Here is an 18987-nt window from a genome sequence, read left to right on the forward strand (position 1 = left end):
GCCCTTCTGACCCGCAAAATGACCCGACTCAACGGGAGAAGAATGGGGGAGGTCAGGTGAGGGCGGCGAGCGCCATGCGCTCGAGCTCGGCGCGCAGGGTCGTGCGATCGAGGTCGAGGCCGCTGTGCGGGGTCGAGTTGAGCAGGCCGAAGACCGCGTGGGCGCGCGTGCGCAGGGTGGCGCGGTCGACATCCGGATGCAGGCCCGCGAGCACGTCGACCCAGAGCTCGACGTAGCGGCGCTGCAGCGTGCGGACGGTGTGGCGGTCGTCGTCGGCGAGCTGCTCGAGGTCGCGGTCCTGCACCCGGATGACGTCGGCGTTGCCGAGCGCGAAGTCGGCGTGGAACGCGACGAGGGCTCGCAGCGCGTCGGCTCCGGTCGCACGGGAGAGAACGTCCTGCCCGCCGGCGAAGAGCCCCTCGCTCGCGTCGAGCAGGATCGCGGCGAGCATCGCCTGCTTCCCGCTGAAGTGCTTGTAGAGGGCGGGGCCGCTCACGCCTGCCGCGGCGCCGAGGTCCTCGATCGAGGTGCCGGAGTACCCGCGCTCGGCGAAGAGGCGCGCGGCAGCGGCCAGAAGAGCCTCGCGCCTGCTGGCCTTCGCGCGGCCCCGCGCTGTCGTCGTCGGCTGTCGCTCCGTCGTCGTCATCCGGTCCCGCCTGTAGACAAATCGGTTAGCGATCACTAACCTAGTTGCAGCGGGGCGCGACCACAAGCAGCCCCGCCGACAGCAGTACCAGAAGCCGGACACAACTCGGAGTCGTCGATGGAGACCCTGCACAGCGCGCTCGACACCGCAAGCGAGAGCTTTCGGGCCAACGAGGCGGCCCAGCGCGCCCTCGTCGAGGAGTTGAACGAACACCTGCGGGTCACCGCCCTCGGCGGACCCGAGAAGTCCCGTGAGCGCCACGTCGCGCGCGGCAAGCTCCTCCCGCGCGACCGCGTCGAACGCCTGCTCGACGGCGGCAGCCCCTTCCTCGAGGTCGCACCTCTCGCCGCCCACGACCTCTACGGCAACGACAGCCCGAGCGCAGGGCTCGTGGCCGGCATCGGCCTCGTGCACGGCCGGCACGTCATGGTCATCGCCAACGACGCGACCGTCAAGGGTGGCACGTATTACCCCATGACGGTCAAGAAGCACCTGCGGGCCCAGGAGATCGCCCTCGAGAACCGGCTCCCGTGCGTCTACCTCGTCGACTCCGGTGGTGCGTTCCTCCCCAAGCAGGACGAGGTCTTCCCCGACCGCGAGCACTTCGGCCGCATCTTCTACAACCAGGCGCGGATGTCTGGACTCAAGATCCCGCAGATCGCGGCCGTGCTCGGCTCCTCGACCGCCGGCGGCGCCTACGTTCCGGCGATGAGCGACGAGACCGTCATCGTGCGGAACCAGGGCACGATCTTCCTCGGCGGTCCACCGCTCGTGAAAGCCGCGATCGGCGAGATCGTCTCGGCCGAGGACCTCGGCGGCGGCGAGCTGCACTCCCGCACCTCCGGCGTCACCGACCACCTCGCCGAGAACGATGAACATGCCCTGCAGATCGTGCGCGACATCGTCGCCACGTTTCCGGCACCGGCCCCCGGTGCGTGGGACGTCATCGAATCTCGTGAGCCGGATGCTGACCCTGCCAAGCTCTACGGCGCCGTGCCGGTCGACGTGCAGGGCCAGTACGACGTGCACGAGGTCATCGCCCGGCTCGTCGACGGCAGCCGGTTCCACGAGTTCAAGCGCGAGTACGGGACGACGCTTGTCACCGGGTTCGCGCATATCCACGGGCATCCGGTGGGCATCGTCGCCAACAACGGCATCCTGTTCAGCGAGTCGGCGCTCAAGGGCGCGCACTTCATCGAGCTGTGCGACCAGCGCGGCATCCCGCTCATCTTCCTGCAGAACATCTCCGGCTTCATGGTGGGCAAGGATGCCGAAGCCGGCGGCATCGCCAAAGACGGCGCCAAGATGGTCACCGCCGTCGCGACGACCCGGGTGCCGAAGTTCACGGTCGTCATCGGCGGCTCGTTCGGGGCAGGCAACTACTCGATGTGCGGGCGTGCATACAGCCCGCGGTTCCTGTGGATGTGGCCGGCCAGTCGGATCTCGGTCATGGGCGGCGCGCAGGCCTCGAGCGTGCTCGCGACGATCCGCCGCGAACAGGTCGAAGGCCGCGACGAGGAGTGGTCGGCCGACGACGAGGCCGCATTCAGGGCGCCCATCGCCGAGCAGTACGAGGCGCAGGGGAGCCCCTACTACTCGACCGCCAGGCTCTGGGACGATGGCATCATCGACCCCGCCGACACGCGGACCGTTCTCGGGCTCGCCCTCGAGGTCGCCTCGCACACCCCGCTTCCCGACCCGGGCTTCGGCCTGTTCCGGATGTGACGACCGTGGCCATGTTCGACACCGTCCTCGTCGCGAACCGCGGCGAGATCGCCTGCCGTGTCATCCGCACCCTGCGCGAGCTGGGCATCCGCTCGGTGGCGGTGTACAGCGACGCCGACCGCGGCGCCCGCCACGTCGCCGAGGCCGACACGGCCGTGCGCATCGGGCCGCCGCCCGCGCAGGAGAGCTACCTGAGCATCCCGGCGATCATGGAGGCTGCGAAAGCGACCGGAGCGCAGGCCATCCATCCCGGCTACGGCTTCCTCTCCGAGAACGCGGATTTCGCGCGCGCGTGCGCGGATGCCGGCATCGTCTTCATCGGGCCGGGCGTCGAGGCGCTCGGGCTCATGGGCGACAAGATTCGGGCGAAAGACCACGTCGCGAAGGCGGGCGTCCCGGTCATCCAGGGCGTCACCTCGCTCGGGTCCGACGGCGCACCGCTGAGCGAGGGCGACCTCGAGCAGGCGGCGATCGGTCTCGGCTTCCCCATCCTCATCAAGCCGTCGGCCGGCGGCGGAGGCAAGGGCATGCAACCGGTCTTCGAGGCCGGCGAACTGACCGAGGCGCTTGCGACCGCCCGCCGTGTCGCGAAGGCAGCGTTCGGCGATGACACGCTCCTGCTCGAGCGGCTCGTCACATCGCCCCGCCACATCGAGGTGCAACTGCTTGCGGATGCGCACGGCAACACGATCCACCTGGGCGAGCGCGAGTGCTCGCTGCAGCGCCGCCACCAGAAGGTCATCGAGGAGGCGCCGTCGGTACTCCTGAGCGAGGAGACCCGCGCCCGCATCGGCGAGGCCGCCTGCACGGTCGCGCGCAGCGTCGGCTACCTCGGCGCCGGCACGGTCGAGTTCCTCGTCTCCGACGATGCACCGGACGAGTTCTTCTTCATGGAGATGAACACGCGGCTGCAGGTCGAGCATCCGGTGACGGAGCTCGTGACGGGCATCGACCTCGTCGCCTGGCAGCTGCGGATCGCCGCGGGGGAGACCCTCACGATCGCGCAGGACGACGTCACGCTGACCGGTCACGCCGTCGAGGCGCGGGTGTATGCCGAAGACCCCGAGCGGGGCTTCCTGCCCAGCACCGGAACGGTTCTCGCCCTTCGCGAGGCGACGGGTGACGGGGTGCGCGTCGACAGTGCCCTGCGGCCCGGCCTCGTCGTCCCGCCGGACTACGACCCCATGCTCGCCAAGGTCATCGCGTGGGGCGCCACCCGGGCCGAGGCGCTGGCCCGACTGGACGGCGCGCTCGCCTCGACGACCGTGCTGGGGGTGCGCACGAACGTCGAGTATCTGCGGGCGCTCCTGGCCGACCCGGATGTCCGGGCCGGCCGCCTCGACACGACGCTCATCGAGCGCAGGCTGCCCGAGCTCGTGTTCCGGCATCCGGATGCGGCGCTGCTGTGCGCGGCGGCGCTGTGTGTGCGACCGAGTGAGGGCGGGAGCGGCCCGTGGCACACCGCCACCGGCTGGCGCACGGGCGGCGTGCGGGCCCCGCGACGTTTCGTCTTCGCGACTGGCCAGACCGAGCGGGTCGAGGTGCTCGTCTCGGGCGAGACGGTCACGATCGACGATGTCGTGCACACGATTCGGCGGGTCTCGACAAGGTCGACCGGAGAAGTGGTGGACACGTCCGGAGAAGTGGTGGACTCGACCGGAGAAATTGTCGTCGAGGTCGACGGCGTGGCCATGGCCTGGGCGATCGCCCGCGACGGCGACACGCTCTGGCTCGGCCGGGACGGCTTCAGCTGGCCGCTGCGCGTGCTCGACCGCGAGGCCGAGCTCCGCGAGAAGCTCGCCGCGATCGAGCGCGAATCCAGGCCGGCGAGCCCCGAACTCCGTTCGCCCATGCCCGGCACCGTGGTCTCGGTCCCGGTCGCCGACGGGGAGCGGGTCGACGAGGGCCAGACCGTCGTCACGGTCGAGGCCATGAAGATGGAGCACAGGCTCGTGGCACCGGTCGCCGGCGTCGTGAGCATCACCGCGAAACCCGGCGATCTGGTGAAGCTCGACCAGTTGCTGGCGAGCATCGACGTGACCACGACATCGGAGGAGACATCATGACCCACAACCTGACCGACGAGGAGCGCGACCTCTACGAGCTCGTCAAGGACTTCGCCGACACCGTCGTCGCCCCTCGCTCCTACGAGGCCGACACGAAGCACGAGCTGCCCATGGATGTCGTCGCCCAGATGGGCGAGTTGGGGCTCTTCGGCCTGCCGTTCCCCGAGGAATACGGCGGGCAGGGTGGCGACTACTTCGCCCTGTGCCTTGCGATCGAAGCCCTGGCCCGGGTGGACCAGTCCATCGCGATCACCCTCGAGGCCGCGATCGGCCTCGGGGCGATGCCGATCTATCGCTATGGCACCGACGAGCAGAAGGCTGAGTGGCTTCCCGACCTCGTCGCGGGTAAGGCGCTCGCCGGCTTCGGGCTCACCGAGGCCGAGGCGGGGTCGGATGCCGCTGCCACCCGCACGACGGCCGTGCTCAACGGCGACGAGTGGGTTGTCAACGGCTCGAAGCAGTTCATCACCAACTCAGGGACTCCGATCTCGCGATTCATCTCGGTCGCTGCGGTGACGGGTGAGCGCACGCGTGCCGACGGGTCGGTGTCGAAGGAACTCTCCACGATCATCGTGCCGCACGGAACGCCCGGCTTCACCGTCGAGCAGTCCTACGACAAGGTCGGCTGGCGGGCATCCGACACGCACCCGCTGACCTTCGACGACGTGCACGTCCCGGCTGCCAACCTGCTGGGGGAGCGGGGCCGCGGGTTCGCGAACTTCCTGCGCACGCTCGACGAGGGGCGCATCGCGGTCGCGGCGCTCGCGACCGGCGCGGCAGACGGATGCGTCGAGGAGTCGGTGAAGTACGCGAAATCGCGCAACGTGTTCGGCGTGCCGATCGCGAGTCACCAGTTCATCGCGTTCACGATCGCGCAGATGCAGGCCCGCGTGCACACGTCGCGGCTCGCCTGGCAGGATGCCGCCCGCCGTTGCGACGCCGGCCAGCCCTTCAAGACGGAGGCGGCCATCGCCAAGCTCGTTGCAAGCGACGCGGCGATGCTCAACGCCCGCGATGCGACGCAGATCTTCGGCGGCTACGGATTCATGAACGAGAGCCTCGTCGCCCGGCAGTACCGCGACTCGAAGATTCTCGAGATCGGCGAGGGAACGAACGAGGTCCAGCTCATGATCATCGCCCGCTCGCTCGGGCTTGAGGGCTAGCATGGCGACGATGAACGACGATGCGAAGGGTGCGCCGCGGGAGGTCCTCCAGCGTGGCCTCTACTTCGAGGAGTTCGAGGTCGGCACCCGCTACCTTCACCGCCCTGGGCGCACGATCTCCGAGGCCGACAACATCCTGTTCACGACCATGACCATGAATACCCAATCGCTTCACCTCGACGCCGCATGGTCGGCGACTCAGCCCTTCGGGCAGCGCCTTGTGAACTCGATGCTGACCCTCTCGACCATGGTGGGGAGCTCGGTTGCGCAACTGACAGAGGGAACGATCATCGGGAATCTCGGCTTCGAGACGGTCGCCTTTCCGCATCCGGTGTACCACGGTGACACGCTCTATTCCGAGACGCTCGTGAAGGCCAAGCGCCTCTCGAAGTCGCGACCGGGCCAGGGCATCGTGACGCTCGAGCACACCGCGAAGAACCAGGACGGGGTCATCGTCGCGACGGCCGTGCGCAGCACCCTCGTCTGGTGCGAGGCGGATGCCCCGTGAGCTTCGACTTCGCTCCGGCGCTGCTGTTCTGCCCCGCCGACCGCCCGGACCGGTTCGACAAGGCCGCCGAGCGATCCCCGGCGGTCATCCTCGACCTCGAGGATGCCGTCGCGCCCACCGACAAGCCGGCGGCCCGCGAGGCGCTCGTCGCGCACCAGCTGGACCCGGCGAAGACGATCGTGCGGGTCAACGCCGCCGGATCGCCCGATTTCGCCGCCGATCTCGCGGCGCTCGAACGGACCGAGTACCGCACGGTCATGCTGGCGAAGGCGGTGTCGACCGATCAGTTGCGCGCGCTCGACGGCTACGGCGTCGTCGCCCTGTGCGAGACGGCAGCCGGAGTGCTCGCCGCGCCGGCGCTCGCCGCCCACGAATCGGTCGTCGCGCTCATGTGGGGCGCAGAGGATCTCGTCGCCTCACTCGGGGGAACATCGAGCAGGGACGGCGACGGTCGCTACCGCGACGTAGCCCGCCACGCGCGATCCTCGGTGCTCCTCGCGGCCGGCGCCCATCGCAAGGCGGCGATCGACGCCGTGCACGTCGCGATCGACGACCTCGAGGGGCTCGCAGCCGAGGCGCAGGATGCTGCGGCGAGCGGTTTCGCCGCGAGCGCCTGCATCCACCCCGGCCAGGTGGCGGCGATCCTGGATGCCTACCGACCGAGCGCGGAGGAATTCGCCTGGGCGCAGAGCGTTATCGCGGCGGCATCGGGGGAGAGCGGGGTGTTCCGGCACGAGGGGATGATGGTCGACGAGCCCGTGCTCCGCCATGCTGCGGGCATCCTGCGCAGGGCCGACGCCGGGAAGTGATCGCAGGACGGCGACGGCAGGATGCTAGTCGTTGAATCATCAGATTGGCTATTCTGCAAATCTGCCATATAGTTGAGTAGTGACCACAGAACTCCCCGTAGCCGCCCTCAAGGCGGAGCTCTTCAAGGCGCTCGCACATCCGGTGCGCGTGCGCGCGCTCGAGCAGCTCGTCCTGGGGGAGGTTTCCGTCGGCGAGCTCGCCGACCGGCTCGACCTCGAGGTCACCCAGCTCTCGCAGCAGCTCGCCGTCCTGCGACGCGCGAACGTCGTCGTGACCCGACGCGACGGCAACACGATCCACTACTCGGTGCGCGACCCGAGGATGTCGCAACTGCTCGCCGTCGCGAAGCAGCTGCTCATGACGAACCTCGAAGACTCCCGCACCATCCTCGTCTCGCTCGAAGAGGAGGGATCGAGGACCGCGAGAACCGCCGCAGGCCCGCGTCGGTGAAACGGCGGATGTCGGCCGGTGGCGCCTTCCTGAGGAGCCTCCTGCCCGCCCGCTCCGACTTCGCCGCAGTCAAACGCTCGCCAGGCCGGGACCTCATCGCCGGCCTGACGGTCGCGATCGTCGCCCTGCCCCTCGCCCTCGCCTTCGGAGTCGCCTCAGGTCTCGGTGCAGAAGCCGGTCTGACGACCGCGGTGATCGCCGGAGCCCTCGCGGCGATCTTCGGCGGCAGCAACCTGCAGGTCTCCGGCCCCACCGGTGCGATGACGGTCGTGCTCATCCCCGTCGTGCACGAGTTCGGGCCTTCCGGCGTGCTGCAGGTGGGCGTCATGGCCGGCATCATCCTTCTCGCGCTCTCCGTCTCGGGCATCGGGCGCTACGTGCGCTACCTGCCCTCCTCGCTCGTCGAAGGTTTCACCGCGGGGATCGCTGTCGTGATCGCCCTGCAGCAGTTGCCCAACATGCTCGGGGTCCAGCCGGGCGATCAGGAGCGAGTCGTCGACCTCGCCATCGACGCGTTCGTGCGCTTCGTCCAGTCGCCCGACCCGATCCCGGTCGCGATCGCACTCGGCGTCGCGGCTGTCATCCTGGTGGGCGCCCGCTGGAAGCCCGCGCTTCCACTGTCCCTCGTCGCGGTCGCCCTCGCCACGGTCGTCGCCTACTTCCTGGCCCCTGGCCTCGGCGTCGTGGGCGAGCTGCCGCGGGGCCTCCCCGCCCCGTCTACCGGGTTCTTCGACCCGGTCGCCCTCGCCGCCCTCGTGCCCTCGGCGGTCGCCGTCGCCGCCCTCGCGGCGCTCGAGAGCCTGCTGTGCGCGACCGTGGCCGACGCCATGAGCGTCGGACAGAAGCACAACCCCGATCGCGAACTCTTCGGCCAGGGCATTGCGAACCTCGTCGTCCCCTTCTTCGGCGGTGTGCCGGCGACAGCCGCTATCGCCCGGACCGCGGTCAATGTGCGGGCCGGAGCCCGGTCGCGCCTCGCCTCGCTCACGCACTCGATCGTGCTCCTGCTGTTCATCCTCGTTGCCGCACCGCTCGTCGGGATCATCCCACTGGCCGCCCTCGGTGGCGTGCTGCTGGCCACGACAGTGCAGATGGTGCAGGTCGGGGCGATCCGCAGCATCCTGCGCTCCTCGCGCGGCGACGCCATCGTGCTCGTCATCACCTTCGTCGTGACGGTCGCGATCGACCTCGTGACCGCCGTCATCGTCGGGCTCGCCCTCGCCGGGATCGTCGCGCTCCGGGCGGTCGCGAGGTCGGCGCAGGTCTCGCGCGTGCCACTCGATGAGACCGATCACGCGGACGAGGAGCAGAGCCTGCTCGACGATCGCATCGTCGCGTTCCGACTCGACGGCGCGCTGTTCTTCGGCGCGGCGCACCGTTTCCTGCTCGAGCTCTCCGAGGTGACGGATGTCGCCGTCGTCATCCTGCGGATGAGCCGGCTGAGCACGATCGACGCCACGGGCGCCCTCATGCTCGACGACGCCATCTCGAGGCTCGAGAAGCGAGGGATCATCGTTCTGCTCTCCGGCATCCGCCCAGGCCACCGCAAGGTGCTCTCCGCGCTCACCTCGGCGCCGAGGCTCAAGGAGGCCGGTCGGGTGTTCGCCGACACGCCCGAGGCGATCGGGCACGCGAGGGAACTCGCGGCACAGTGAGCGATCGGCGCCGCGCTACTGCTCGGCAGGCGTGGCCGAGAGGGCGATGAGCTGGGCGCGTCCGATGACCGCGTTCCGCATCACGAAGCCGAGCACGGCAGGGGTGCAGCCGGCGGGCAGCGCGAGGTGCTCCACGTCGAGCGCGGAGACCGTGAAGACGTAGCGGTGTTCGCCGTCGCCGGGGGGCGGGCCTGCACCCTCGAAGCGCTCTGCCCTCGACTCGTTCGCGATCGTGATGGCGCCCTCGGGAAGAAGCCCGGCATCCGGGTTGCCGGCGTCGGCGGGCAGTGCGGTGACCGAGGCGGGGATGTCGTGCACCGCCCAGTGCCAGTAGCCGCTGCCGGTGGGGGCGTCCGGGTCGTACACCGTCACGACGAAGCTCTTCGTCCCGGCCGGAGCGCCGGACCAGCTCAGTGTGGGGGAGCGGTCCTCTCCGCCGGCCCCGGATGCCCTGGCCCACAGCGGGAGATAGTCGCCCGGTTTCACCTCGGGACTCGAGAGCTCGAAGCCGGGGACCACCGGCAGCCGCCAGTTCGGATCGTTCGTCACGGGGTCACTCCCTTCCTCGCCGCACCGATGCGGCACGAGGCGCACCTCTGCGAATAGTAAAACACTGATAACGATCCCGGCGGGTCACGATACAAAGCCTCCGAGGTGTCATAACCTCAGCGCGTGACCCAACTGCTGCCACTCGACCGCGCCGCTTCCGAGCGTGCGGACGTCGACTACCCGACGCTCGCGCGCCGTCGGCTGCTCGGCAGCGCCGGCCCGCGGGTCTTCCCGGTGGCGATCGGCGGGAACGCGTTCGGATGGACGGCGGCGGAGGACGCGGCGGAAGCCATCCTCGACGAGTACCGCTCATTCGGCGGCAACCTCATCGACACCGCCGACTCGTACGCTGCGGGCCGCAGTGAGTCCATGATCGGCAACTGGATGCACTCGCGCCGCAACCGGGACGAGCTCATCGTGGCGACCAAGATCGGGAAGAGCGCCGAGAGCCCGGGTCTTGGCACCGGCGCTGTGACGGCCGCGATCGACGCAAGCCTTCGGCGACTGCGCACCGACCGCATCGACGTGCTGTTCCTCCACGTCGATGACAGGAAGGTGCCCTTCGAGGAGACGCTCGTGGCGGTCGACGAGAACGTGCGAAAGGGCAAGGTGCGATTCGTCGGCGCCTCCGACCATTCCGGCAACCGGTTCATCGAGGCTCGCGTGATTGCCGCCCAGCTGGGGCTCACGCCGTTCATCGCGCTCCAGTGCCGCTACAGCCTGACCCACCGCACCGAGTTCGAGGGGGCGCTCGCCAACGTGGCGGAGCAGCAGCGCCTCGGGGTGATGCCGAGATTCGCCCTCGATGGCGGGTTCCTCGCCGGGAACTACCGGTCCCGCTCGGAGCTCGACCTCAACTCCACCGGCAACGTCGTGCTCGGTGGCGACGCCGAGAGCCACCTGAACCGACGCGGGCAGCGCATTCTGGCGACCCTCGACCGGATCGCCGCAGAGCATGAGAGCGTTCCCGCGTCCATCGCGATCGCCTGGCTCCTGTCGAAGCCGACCGTCACGGCGCCCGTCGTCGGGGTGAGCAATGCAGGCCAGGTGGCCGACCTCGTCGGCGCCATCGACATCCGGCTCACCCGCCAGCAGGTGGCGGCACTCGACGAGGTCTCGGTCTGAGCCTCATCCGTCGGCCTGGAGCTCTCGGAGGCGGCCTCAGGCCTTCGCCTCGGCGATGATGCGCTCGGCAGCCCGCTGCAGCGCTCCTGCGGCGGCGATCGGGTCCCCGGCGTAGCCCCCGGTCATCGCGCCGTCGCGGGCGACGAGGAAGTCGTCGGCGCCTTCGCCGGGCAGAGGGTGGCCCGCTTTCGCAAGCAGGGTCTCGATGGCCGCCGAATACCAGTCGCGATGCTGGACGACGAGTTGGCGGACGGGGTGATTCGGCTCGGGGAACTCGGCGGCGGCGTTGAGGTAGAGGCACCCGCGGAACCCCGGGCGCTGGAGCGCGGCGAGGATGAGGCCGACGATCGAGCTCAGCGCCTCGGCGGGCCCGCTGCTCTGGCGGATGAGTTCCTCGATGTGCTCCTTGTCGTGGTCGTGCCGACCGGCGACATAGGCGATGACGAGGTTGTCCTTGGAGCGGTAGTGCTTGTAGAAGGTCGCCTTGGTGACCTCGGACTCGCTGATGAGACGATCGACTCCGACGAGGCGGATGCCTTCGCGGTAGAAGAGGTCGGTCGCGGTATCGAGGATCCGCTGCTTCGCCCAGGGGGCACGCTGTGACGTTGGATCATGATCGACAATCGTCACAGCGTGGCTCCCTTGGGCAGATCGGCTAGGTATCCTCACTGTCGCCTGGGAGCGGACCGGATCTGGGGGGAAATCCGGCGCCGCGGCCCGTGAACCTTGGTTCACGGAAGCTCCAGTACGTGCAGCCCTGCTTCAGGCGAGGGGCCCGGCAACCGGACTTTCGGGTTAGCTCGGTTGCCGGGGGAGTCAGGCCAGAACTTCGACCTCACCCTCTCCTTGGTTGATTACGATAACACAATTTGGGGACAGACAAGTCTGTTTGTCCACATTTATGCGGACTTGGTGTACCCCAGAACCGGGGTCAATATACCGAGACACCGGATTGGTGGTGGGGCCGGGTGGGTCGCACCCGAGGCGGATGTCCTAGGCTCGGAGAGATGAATGGCGCGGTTCGGTTGCCCCTTGACCTGGCAGAACTCTCTTTCACGGCGACCGGGGACTGCCTCGTGCGCCGCACGGTGCTCCCCGGCGGAGTGCGCATCCTGACCGAACAGGTACCCGGTGCGCGCAGTACGACGATCGGCTTCTGGGTCGCGGTCGGCTCGCGCGACGAACAGCCGGGCCACTACGGTTCGACACACTTCCTCGAGCATCTCCTGTTCAAGGGAACCGCGTCGCGTACCGCCCTCGACATCGCGATCAGCTTCGACTCCGTCGGTGGAGAGCACAACGCGATGACCGCGAAGGAATACACCTGCTACTACGCGAAGGTACGGGACCGGGACGTGCCCATGGCGGTGGATGTGCTGTGCGACATGCTCACCTCATCCCTGCTCGACGCGGAGGAGTTCGAGACCGAGCGCGGCGTCATCCTCGAAGAACTCGCGATGGCCGACGATGACCCTGCGGATGTCGCGAACGAGAGATTCTTCGAGGCGGTGCTGGGGGAGCATCCGCTCGGCCGCCCGATCGGGGGCAGCCAGGAGACGATCCGCGCGGTCTCCCGCGCCGCCGTGTGGGAGCACTACCGCGGAAACTATCGACCGCAGGACCTCGTCATCACCGCCGCGGGTGCTGTGCACCACGACGAGATGGTCGCCGCAGTCGAGGCCGCCCTGGCCGCCGCCGGCTGGGACCTCACCGTGCGTGCCGCCCCCGTCGCGCGTCGCGACGCGCGCGCCGACCTCATCGAACGGGGAAGCCCGCTCACGGTCGTGCAGCGCCCCATCGAGCAGGCCAACATCCTGCTGGGCGTTCCGGGTATCTCGGCGACCGACGAGCGGCGCAGCACCATGGCGGTCGTCAACTCGGTGCTCGGCGGCGGGATGTCGTCGCGCCTGTTCCAGGAGATCCGTGAGAAGCGCGGGCTCGCCTACTCCGTCTACTCGTTCTCGCCGAGCTACTCGGACGCAGGCCTGTTCGGCCTCTACGCCGGGTGTTCACCGGCGAAGGCCGGACAGGTGGCCGAGCTGCTGCTTTCCGAGTTCCAGCGATTCGCTCACGACGGCGTCAGCGACGACGAGCTGGCCAGGGCGCGGGGCCAGCTCGGGGGAGCATCCGCCCTCGCCCTGGAGGACTCCGATACCCGGATGTCGAGGCTCGGCCGCTCCGAGATCACGCTGGGCGAGTTCGCAGACCTCGACGAGTCCCTTCGGAGGCTCGACCTGGTCACGAAGGCCGACGTCATCGAACTCGCGGCGGACCTGGCCTCGCGACCGCTCAGCATCGCCGTCGTCGGCACGACCGACGAGGCCCCGTTCGCCGACCTGGCCGGAGCATCCGCCGCCTGACCCCAACGACCCGCAACAAACACCCGAAACACTGGAGGACGACGATGTCCCACTTCCTGTACCTCGTGCGCCATGGAGAGCAGCAGGACGCCGAGCACGGTATGCCCGACGGTCCGCTCTCGGCCCGTGGGAAACGTCAGGCCCGCGCGATCGCACAGCGGCTCTCCGGCGTTCCCTTCGATGCGGCCTGGCACTCTCCGCTTCAGCGCGCGCAGGAGACCGCGAAGATCATGACGAAGACCATGCCGGGTCTCGAGGCTAAGCCCTCCGCCCTGCTCATGGACTGCATCCCCTCCGGCCCGGACCCCGAGCTCCCGCACGCCTTCGAGCCCTTCTTCGGCGCGGTGACGGCCGAGGAGATCGAGGCCGGCCAGGCGCAGATGGCGGATGCCGTGTCCGAATGGCTGGCGCCCGCCCGCGGTGAGCGCCACGAGTTGCTCATCACGCACAACTTCGTCATCGCCTGGTTCGTGCGGGAGGTCTTCGGCGCCCCCGCCTGGCGGTGGATGGGACTCAACCAGGCCAACTGCGGTCTCACCATCATCCGGGTTCGCACGGCGAAGCCGCCCGTGCTCGTGACGCACAACGACCTCGGCCATCTGCCGGTCGAGCTGCGATCGGGGCTGCCGGAGGCGCAGCCGTACTGAGAGGCGCGCGCTAGGGCGAGAGCGGTTTGCCGTACCAGTTGGTCGCGTTCGGATTGTCGTTGTACGGCTCGATCGCCCGGTAGCCGCTCGAGAGGTAGAGGCCGGCAGCGGCCTCGAGGCTCGCATTCGTGTCGAGCACGGCGTGGGTCGCCCCGAAGCCGATCGCCCGTGCCTCGAGCTCGGCGAGCAGCTTCCGGCCGAGACCCTGCCCGCGCCCCTCCGGCTCGACCCAGAGGTGCTTGACCTCGAACCAGACCTCGTCGTCGATGCCCGGCTCGATCCGCCGGATGCCGCCGCATCCGACCGCATCGCCGCTGCCATCCACGTCACCGACGACGAGGAACACGCCCTGCGGCGGGGCGAACTGCGCATCGCCCGGATGCACGATCGTGTAGCCGTGGGCTCCGGTGAAACCGAGTTCGCGGCTCGCGAAATAGTCGGACAGCAACCGGTGCGCGACGGGGTCGGAGGGCAGGGTTTCCCGGAAGATCACCCTGCCAGCCTAGGGCTGTGCGAGTGCCGGTTGCTCGTGGTTGGTAGGTTTGGCGACATGACAATACGGGTCGCCGTCGTGGGCGCAACCGGGCGCATGGGTGCCCTCGTGTCCCGCATCATCGAGGAGTCCGACGACTTCGAGCTCGCGGCGGGCATCGGCTCGAAGGGCGAGCTCGCGGACATCCTCGACGCGGATGCCGTGGTCGACGTCTCCCTCCCGGCCGCGAGCCCCCGCGTGGTCGACTTCGCCGTCGAGCACGGGCTCGACGTCCTGGTGGGCACGAGCGGCTGGACGAGCGAGCGCATTGCAGCGGTGGAGGCGAAGGTAGCGGCGAAGGCCGCCGCGGGCTCCGAGGTGGGAGTCATCATCGTCCCGAACTTCTCGCTCGGCTCTGTTCTCGCCACGAGATTCGCGGCGACGGCCGCGAGGTTCTTCGACTCGATCGAGGTCATCGAGGCGCACGGCTCCTCGAAGATCGACTCGCCCTCCGGCACCGCCATCCGCACGGCAGAGCTCATGGCGGCAGAACGAACGGCTGCCGGGCAGGGGCTCGTCGCCGCACCGCACACCGACCAGCGCGCCCGCGGAGAGCAGGTGGCCGGCATCCCGGTGCACAGCATCCGTCTGCAGGGCGTCGTCGCGAAGCAGGACGTGCTGTTCGGTGGGACGGGAGAAGTGCTCACCCTCAGCCACGAGACGCTCTCTCCGGCCGCCTACGAGGCGGGGATACTGCTCGCGCTGAGGGCGCTGCCGACAGCGAGCGGGGTCACGGTGGGCCTCGACTCCCTCCTCGGGTTCGGCGAATCGTGAGCAGCAGGATCTTCGCGGCCGTCATGGCCGTGCTGCTCGTGGTGTACCTCGCCCTCGTGGTGCAGCTCGCCCTCCGGCTCATCGCGGTCGATGAGCCGGTCGCCAAGGGACTCGGAATCGCTCTGTTCGTTCTTCCGGTCGTCGGCCTGTGGGCCCTGGTCGCCGAGGTGGTGTTCGGCATCCGCAGCGAGCGACTGGGGCGCATGCTCGCCACCGAGGGAGAGCTGCCGCTTCAGGACCTTCCCCGTCGCCCGAGCGGTCGGATCGAACGTGCTGCGGCGGATGCTGCCTTCGCTCAGTACCAAGCGGAGGCGGAGGCCGCGCCAGGGCGCTGGGAGTCCTGGTACCGGCTCGGGCTCGCCTACGACGCGTGCGGCGATCGTCGCAGGGCGCGGGGAGCGATTCGTCGAGCGATCGCGCTGGAGGGCGGCGGTCGCGGGGCTTCGGACTGAGTCGGCCCGGAACTACGTGAGGCTCGCCTCGAGTGTGATCGTGATCCCGGCGAGCGCACGCGATACCGGGCAGGTCTCCTTCGCCTCGTTGGCGAGGTTCTGGAACGCCTCGTCGGTGATGCCCTCGACGTCGGCGCTCACCAGGAGGTGGCTGCCGAGGATACCTCCCTGGGCGGGGTCGAACGTCACGGCGGCGGTCACCTGCAGGCTCTTCGGCGGCGTGCCCGCCTTGGCGAGCAGGCTCGAGAACTGCATGGAGTAGCACGAGGCGTGGGCTGCGCCGAGCAACTCCTCGGGGTTCGTCCTGCCGGCCTCGCCCTCGGTGCGCGCGGCCCAGGTGACCGGGAACTCCGCGGCCTCGGAGGAGTCGAGGCTGATCGTGCCGCTGCCGGACTTCAGATCGCCGATCCAGAGTGTGGTCGATTCGCTCGTGAGCGCCATGGTCGTCTCCTTCGTTCGCGTGTCTCCACCCTAAGCCAGCGTCGTTCGCTATCGTGAAGGCCGTGTCAGAAGATGCCCAGCCTCCACATTCCCCGGCCGAGCCTGTCGATTCTCCGGTCGAGCCTGCCGAGACCCCCGCGCCCATCCAGTTCCGCTCCGACGTGACGGTGGAGCTCGTGCGCTCCAGCGCCCACGACTCCGACGTGCTCTTCGCCGCACGCGTGTCGACCCAGGGCGAGCAGACCCTCGAGTCGAGCCAGCTCGACGGCGCCCAGACCGAGCAGGATGAGAAGCGCAACCGCGGCCTCATCAACTACCTCATGCGCGACCGGCACGGCTCCCCGTTCGAGCACAACTCGATGACGTTCTACGTGCAGGCCCCGATCTTCGTCTTCCGCGAGTTCATGCGGCATCGCATCGCCTCCTACAACGAGGAGTCGGGACGCTACCGGGAGCTGAACCCGGTCTTCTACGTCCCGTCGGTCGAGCGCAACCTCATCCAGACCGGAAAGCCCGGCGCCTACGAGTTCCATCCCGGGACCGCCGAGCAGACCGCGCTCGTCGAACAGCAGACGCGCGATGTGTCCCGTCACGCCTACGAGGCGTACCAGCGGATGCTCGAGGCCGGCGTCGCGCGTGAGGTCGCCCGGATCGTCCTCCCGCTCACGATCTATTCCTCGATGTACGTCACCATGAACGCCCGTTCGCTCATGAACTTCCTGAGCCTGCGCACCAAGCGCGACGGCAGCCACTTCCCATCCTTCCCCCAGCGCGAGATCGAGATGTGCGCCGAGAAGATGGAGGAGCACTTCGCCGAGCTCATGCCGCTGACCTATGCGGCGTTCAACGGGAACGGCCGCGTCGCGCCCTAGCCCATCGGCGGTGGCGCGGACCTGACGCACTCGGAACCCGCGATGCACGGATGCTTGCAGCCTGCAATTTCGAGTGCAAAAGCCTGCAAGAAAACTTGCAAGAAAGCCCTTGATCGCAAGCTTGATAGCACCATATGGTCGGGACATGCTTCTGCGAGAACGACTCGATGCCTTTGCCGGCCAGCTGACCAGTGCCGATCGTGCCGTGCTCGATGTGCTGCTTTCGCACCCGACGGAATCGGCGTTCCTCCCGGCAGACCGGATAACAGCGCGTGCCAACGTGCACGTTGCCGCGGCGACACGGCTGGCGAAGAAGCTCGGATATGCCGGTTATCCGGGGCTTCGCGAATCACTTCAGCGGGAACTTCTCGACGGTGTCGGAGCAGCCGACCGCATCCGTAACAGGCTGTCCCACGCCGAGTCCGACGATGTTCTCGCCTCACTCGTGAGCGAAGAAGCGGCAGCGCTAGCGGAGGCTGTTCGCACCGTCTCCCATGCCGACCTCAAGGCTGTCGCCAACCAGATACTCGCCGCGCGCAGGACGCTCATCTTCGCCCAGGGCAACGCGACCGTACTCGCCGGAATGCTGGAGCGGCGCTTGCGGCGGTTCGGGTTCAACGTCGGCATGCTGGGGACGAACAACAGGGACCTCGCCGAAACCCTGGTCTCCCTGCAGAAGGGCGATGTCGTTCTGTGCATCGCGCTGCGGCGCATCCCCACTCAGCTGCGCGGCCTGCTGAAGACGATCGACGAGGTCGGCGCGACGAGCATCCTCTTCACCGACACGCTCGACGCTCAAATCCGCCCACGCCCGAACCATGTGCTGGCGGCAGCACGAGGCACCGGTCGCGAGTTCCAATCGCTGACCGTGCCGATGGCGATCGCCAATGCCCTCGTGCTCACGGTTGCCACGGCGGGCGGAAGCCGGGCCATGAAGTCCCTGGAGCGTCTCGACGAGCTTATGAAACGGTTCGGGGACTAGACAGTCGCCACCGGGGCAGTTGTTTCACCGTAATTCCCGACATCAATCAAGGAGGATTCATGCGATCACCATCACAACGCCGCGTTCCCGTGCGCGCGGCGATAGCCGTCATGGCGTTGTCCGGCATGCTGTTGACCGGCTGCAGTAGTTCGACGAACGAACCGCCCGCGTCGGACGAGCTGGACGGCCTCAGTCTCGAGGAGCTGAAGGCGCAGGCCCTCGAGGAGGGATCGGTCGTCGTCTACTCGTTCACCAGTCGTATCGCCGCGATCGAAGCGGCCTTCGAAGCCGAATATCCGGGGATCGACCTCATCGGGCACGACATCTCGGCAACCGAGCAGGTGGCAAGGCTGAAGGCCGAATCGGCGTCGGGAACCACGACCGCGGACGTCGCCTATATCGCGGACGCACCCATCGTGATCCGCGACCTGGTCGAACCCGGCATCCTGCTCCCGTATGTGCCTGCCCGTGTCGCCGACGCGTTGCCCGCGGAACACAGCGCGCCGCTTCCGGCCAATCGGCTCTCCACGAAGGTGCTTCTGTACAACGAGGAAGCAAATCCGGACGGCCCGCCCGTGGCGAACCTCTGGGAGCTCACCGAACCGGAGTGGAACGGCAAGGTGGTCATGGTCGACCCGAACGTGCGCGGCGACTACCTGGATCTGATGACCGAGGCCGTATTGCGCTCAGATGAATTCTCGTCGGCGTACGAAGAGCTCTACGGAAAGAGCGTGCAACTGGATGACGGTATCCAGAACGCCGGCGAGCAGTGGATCAAGATGCTCTATGACAACGGCTTGATCCTGGTCGATGACACGGATGCCGTCAACAGCGCCGTGGGAAAGATGGGCCAGGCCTCGCCGCCCGTCGGTTTCTCGTCGTATTCCGACCTGCGCGACAACGAGGAGGAGGGTTGGGCTCTGCAGGTTGCGGCAGGAGTGGCGCCGGCCTCGGGAATCGTGTTCCCGGCGTACCTCGGGCTCGTCGCGGGCGGCGATCACCCCGCCGCAGCGAGACTCTTCATCGACTTCGCGATGGGAGACGACAGTGAGACCGGCGGCCCGGGCTATGCCCCGCTCTACGTCGCCGGTGATTACCCGACGAGAACCGATATCGTCCCACCGGACGGCGCGCTCACACTCGACGAGCTCGCGGCCTGGGTGATCGATCCTGCCGAGACGATCACGATCCGCTCGGATGTCGCCGACTTCCTGCTGACACTGGAGTAGG

At 68.5% G+C, this 18987-nt stretch carries 20 protein-coding genes; 15 read left to right on the forward strand and 5 right to left on the reverse strand.

Annotated elements, in window-relative coordinates; translation table 11 throughout:
- Positions 1-52: 52 nt before the first annotated feature.
- Positions 53-646, reverse strand: coding sequence for a TetR/AcrR family transcriptional regulator (locus ABD678_RS09245; protein WP_344755945.1), 594 nt, complete (start codon positions 644-646; stop codon positions 53-55).
- A 117-nt stretch (positions 647-763) separates the two neighbouring features.
- On the opposite strand from ABD678_RS09245, the gene ABD678_RS09250 reads away from it, so the two are divergent.
- From ABD678_RS09250 to ABD678_RS09280, 7 genes are all read left to right on the forward strand, one after another.
- On the forward strand, positions 764-2371 hold the full coding sequence (locus tag ABD678_RS09250; RefSeq protein ID WP_344755947.1) for a carboxyl transferase domain-containing protein: 1608 nt from the start codon (positions 764-766) through the stop codon (positions 2369-2371).
- A gap of 11 nt (positions 2372-2382) precedes the next feature.
- Positions 2383-4437, forward strand: a complete 2055-nt coding sequence (locus tag ABD678_RS09255) for an acetyl/propionyl/methylcrotonyl-CoA carboxylase subunit alpha (RefSeq protein ID WP_344755949.1) — start codon at positions 2383-2385, stop codon at positions 4435-4437.
- Entirely contained in the window at positions 4434-5600 is a 1167-nt protein-coding gene (locus ABD678_RS09260) for an acyl-CoA dehydrogenase family protein (protein ID WP_344755951.1), read from the forward strand. Before ABD678_RS09255 ends, ABD678_RS09260 begins: the two co-directional genes overlap by 4 nt.
- A 10-nt stretch (positions 5601-5610) precedes the next feature.
- A complete protein-coding gene (locus ABD678_RS09265; protein WP_344755953.1) occupies positions 5611-6108 on the forward strand; it encodes a MaoC family dehydratase in 498 nt (165 codons plus the stop codon).
- A complete protein-coding gene (locus ABD678_RS09270) occupies positions 6105-6917 on the forward strand; it encodes an HpcH/HpaI aldolase/citrate lyase family protein (protein WP_344755955.1) in 813 nt (270 codons plus the stop codon). The genes ABD678_RS09265 and ABD678_RS09270 overlap by 4 nt, the downstream gene beginning before the upstream one ends.
- Before the next feature lie 79 nt (positions 6918-6996).
- On the forward strand, positions 6997-7368 hold the full coding sequence (locus ABD678_RS09275; protein ID WP_344755957.1) for an ArsR/SmtB family transcription factor: 372 nt from the start codon (positions 6997-6999) through the stop codon (positions 7366-7368).
- A complete protein-coding gene (locus ABD678_RS09280) occupies positions 7365-9023 on the forward strand; it encodes a SulP family inorganic anion transporter (protein ID WP_344755959.1) in 1659 nt (552 codons plus the stop codon). The genes ABD678_RS09275 and ABD678_RS09280 overlap by 4 nt, the downstream gene beginning before the upstream one ends.
- A 15-nt stretch (positions 9024-9038) precedes the next feature.
- Here the strand turns inward: ABD678_RS09280 and ABD678_RS09285 are convergent, their stop codons facing one another.
- Positions 9039-9572 (reverse strand): YbhB/YbcL family Raf kinase inhibitor-like protein, encoded by a 534-nt coding sequence (locus tag ABD678_RS09285; protein WP_344755961.1) that lies wholly within the window; start codon positions 9570-9572, stop codon positions 9039-9041.
- 123 nt (positions 9573-9695) lie between these two features.
- On the opposite strand from ABD678_RS09285, the gene ABD678_RS09290 reads away from it, so the two are divergent.
- Complete coding sequence (locus ABD678_RS09290) at positions 9696-10697, forward strand: aldo/keto reductase (protein WP_344755963.1); 1002 nt, start codon at positions 9696-9698, stop codon at positions 10695-10697.
- Positions 10698-10733: 36 nt separating this feature from the next.
- Here ABD678_RS09290 and ABD678_RS09295 read toward each other — a convergent pair whose 3' ends face one another.
- Positions 10734-11327 carry a TetR/AcrR family transcriptional regulator gene (locus tag ABD678_RS09295; RefSeq protein ID WP_344755965.1) on the reverse strand — a complete coding sequence of 198 codons (594 nt, stop codon included), beginning with the start codon at positions 11325-11327 and terminating at the stop codon, positions 10734-10736.
- 377 nt (positions 11328-11704) lie between these two features.
- Here ABD678_RS09295 and ABD678_RS09300 point away from each other — a divergent pair, with 377 nt between their 5' ends.
- Positions 11705-13057 (forward strand): M16 family metallopeptidase, encoded by a 1353-nt coding sequence (locus ABD678_RS09300; protein ID WP_344755967.1) that lies wholly within the window; start codon positions 11705-11707, stop codon positions 13055-13057.
- A 44-nt stretch (positions 13058-13101) separates the two neighbouring features.
- Positions 13102-13704 (forward strand): histidine phosphatase family protein, encoded by a 603-nt coding sequence (locus ABD678_RS09305; protein ID WP_344755969.1) that lies wholly within the window; start codon positions 13102-13104, stop codon positions 13702-13704.
- A 10-nt stretch (positions 13705-13714) separates the two neighbouring features.
- Here the strand turns inward: ABD678_RS09305 and ABD678_RS09310 are convergent, their stop codons facing one another.
- Positions 13715-14197: a GNAT family N-acetyltransferase gene (locus ABD678_RS09310; RefSeq protein WP_344755971.1), complete on the reverse strand. Its 483-nt coding sequence runs from the start codon at positions 14195-14197 to the stop codon at positions 13715-13717.
- Positions 14198-14254: 57 nt separating this feature from the next.
- Between ABD678_RS09310 and dapB the strand changes: the two genes are divergently transcribed.
- Both dapB and ABD678_RS09320 read left to right on the forward strand, forming a co-directional pair.
- A complete protein-coding gene (gene dapB / locus ABD678_RS09315) occupies positions 14255-15010 on the forward strand; it encodes a 4-hydroxy-tetrahydrodipicolinate reductase (RefSeq protein WP_344755973.1) in 756 nt (251 codons plus the stop codon).
- Positions 15007-15462: a hypothetical protein gene (locus ABD678_RS09320; protein WP_344755975.1), complete on the forward strand. Its 456-nt coding sequence runs from the start codon at positions 15007-15009 to the stop codon at positions 15460-15462. Before dapB ends, ABD678_RS09320 begins: the two co-directional genes overlap by 4 nt.
- A 12-nt stretch (positions 15463-15474) precedes the next feature.
- Here the strand turns inward: ABD678_RS09320 and ABD678_RS09325 are convergent, their stop codons facing one another.
- Positions 15475-15903 (reverse strand): OsmC family peroxiredoxin, encoded by a 429-nt coding sequence (locus ABD678_RS09325; protein WP_344755977.1) that lies wholly within the window; start codon positions 15901-15903, stop codon positions 15475-15477.
- 143 nt (positions 15904-16046) lie between these two features.
- Here ABD678_RS09325 and thyX point away from each other — a divergent pair, with 143 nt between their 5' ends.
- The 3 genes from thyX (at position 16047) to ABD678_RS09340 (ending at position 18986) form a co-directional block, all read left to right on the forward strand.
- Positions 16047-16775 (forward strand): FAD-dependent thymidylate synthase, encoded by a 729-nt coding sequence (gene thyX, locus ABD678_RS09330; RefSeq protein WP_344757142.1) that lies wholly within the window; start codon positions 16047-16049, stop codon positions 16773-16775.
- 145 nt (positions 16776-16920) lie between these two features.
- Positions 16921-17757 (forward strand): MurR/RpiR family transcriptional regulator, encoded by an 837-nt coding sequence (locus ABD678_RS09335; RefSeq protein ID WP_344755979.1) that lies wholly within the window; start codon positions 16921-16923, stop codon positions 17755-17757.
- Between the two features lie 59 nt (positions 17758-17816).
- Positions 17817-18986, forward strand: a complete 1170-nt coding sequence (locus ABD678_RS09340) for an ABC transporter substrate-binding protein (protein ID WP_344755981.1) — start codon at positions 17817-17819, stop codon at positions 18984-18986.
- Position 18987 lies beyond the last annotated feature (1 nt).

The organism is Leifsonella bigeumensis (assembly GCF_039537265.1).
GTDB lineage: Bacteria > Actinomycetota > Actinomycetes > Actinomycetales > Microbacteriaceae > Terrimesophilobacter > Terrimesophilobacter bigeumensis.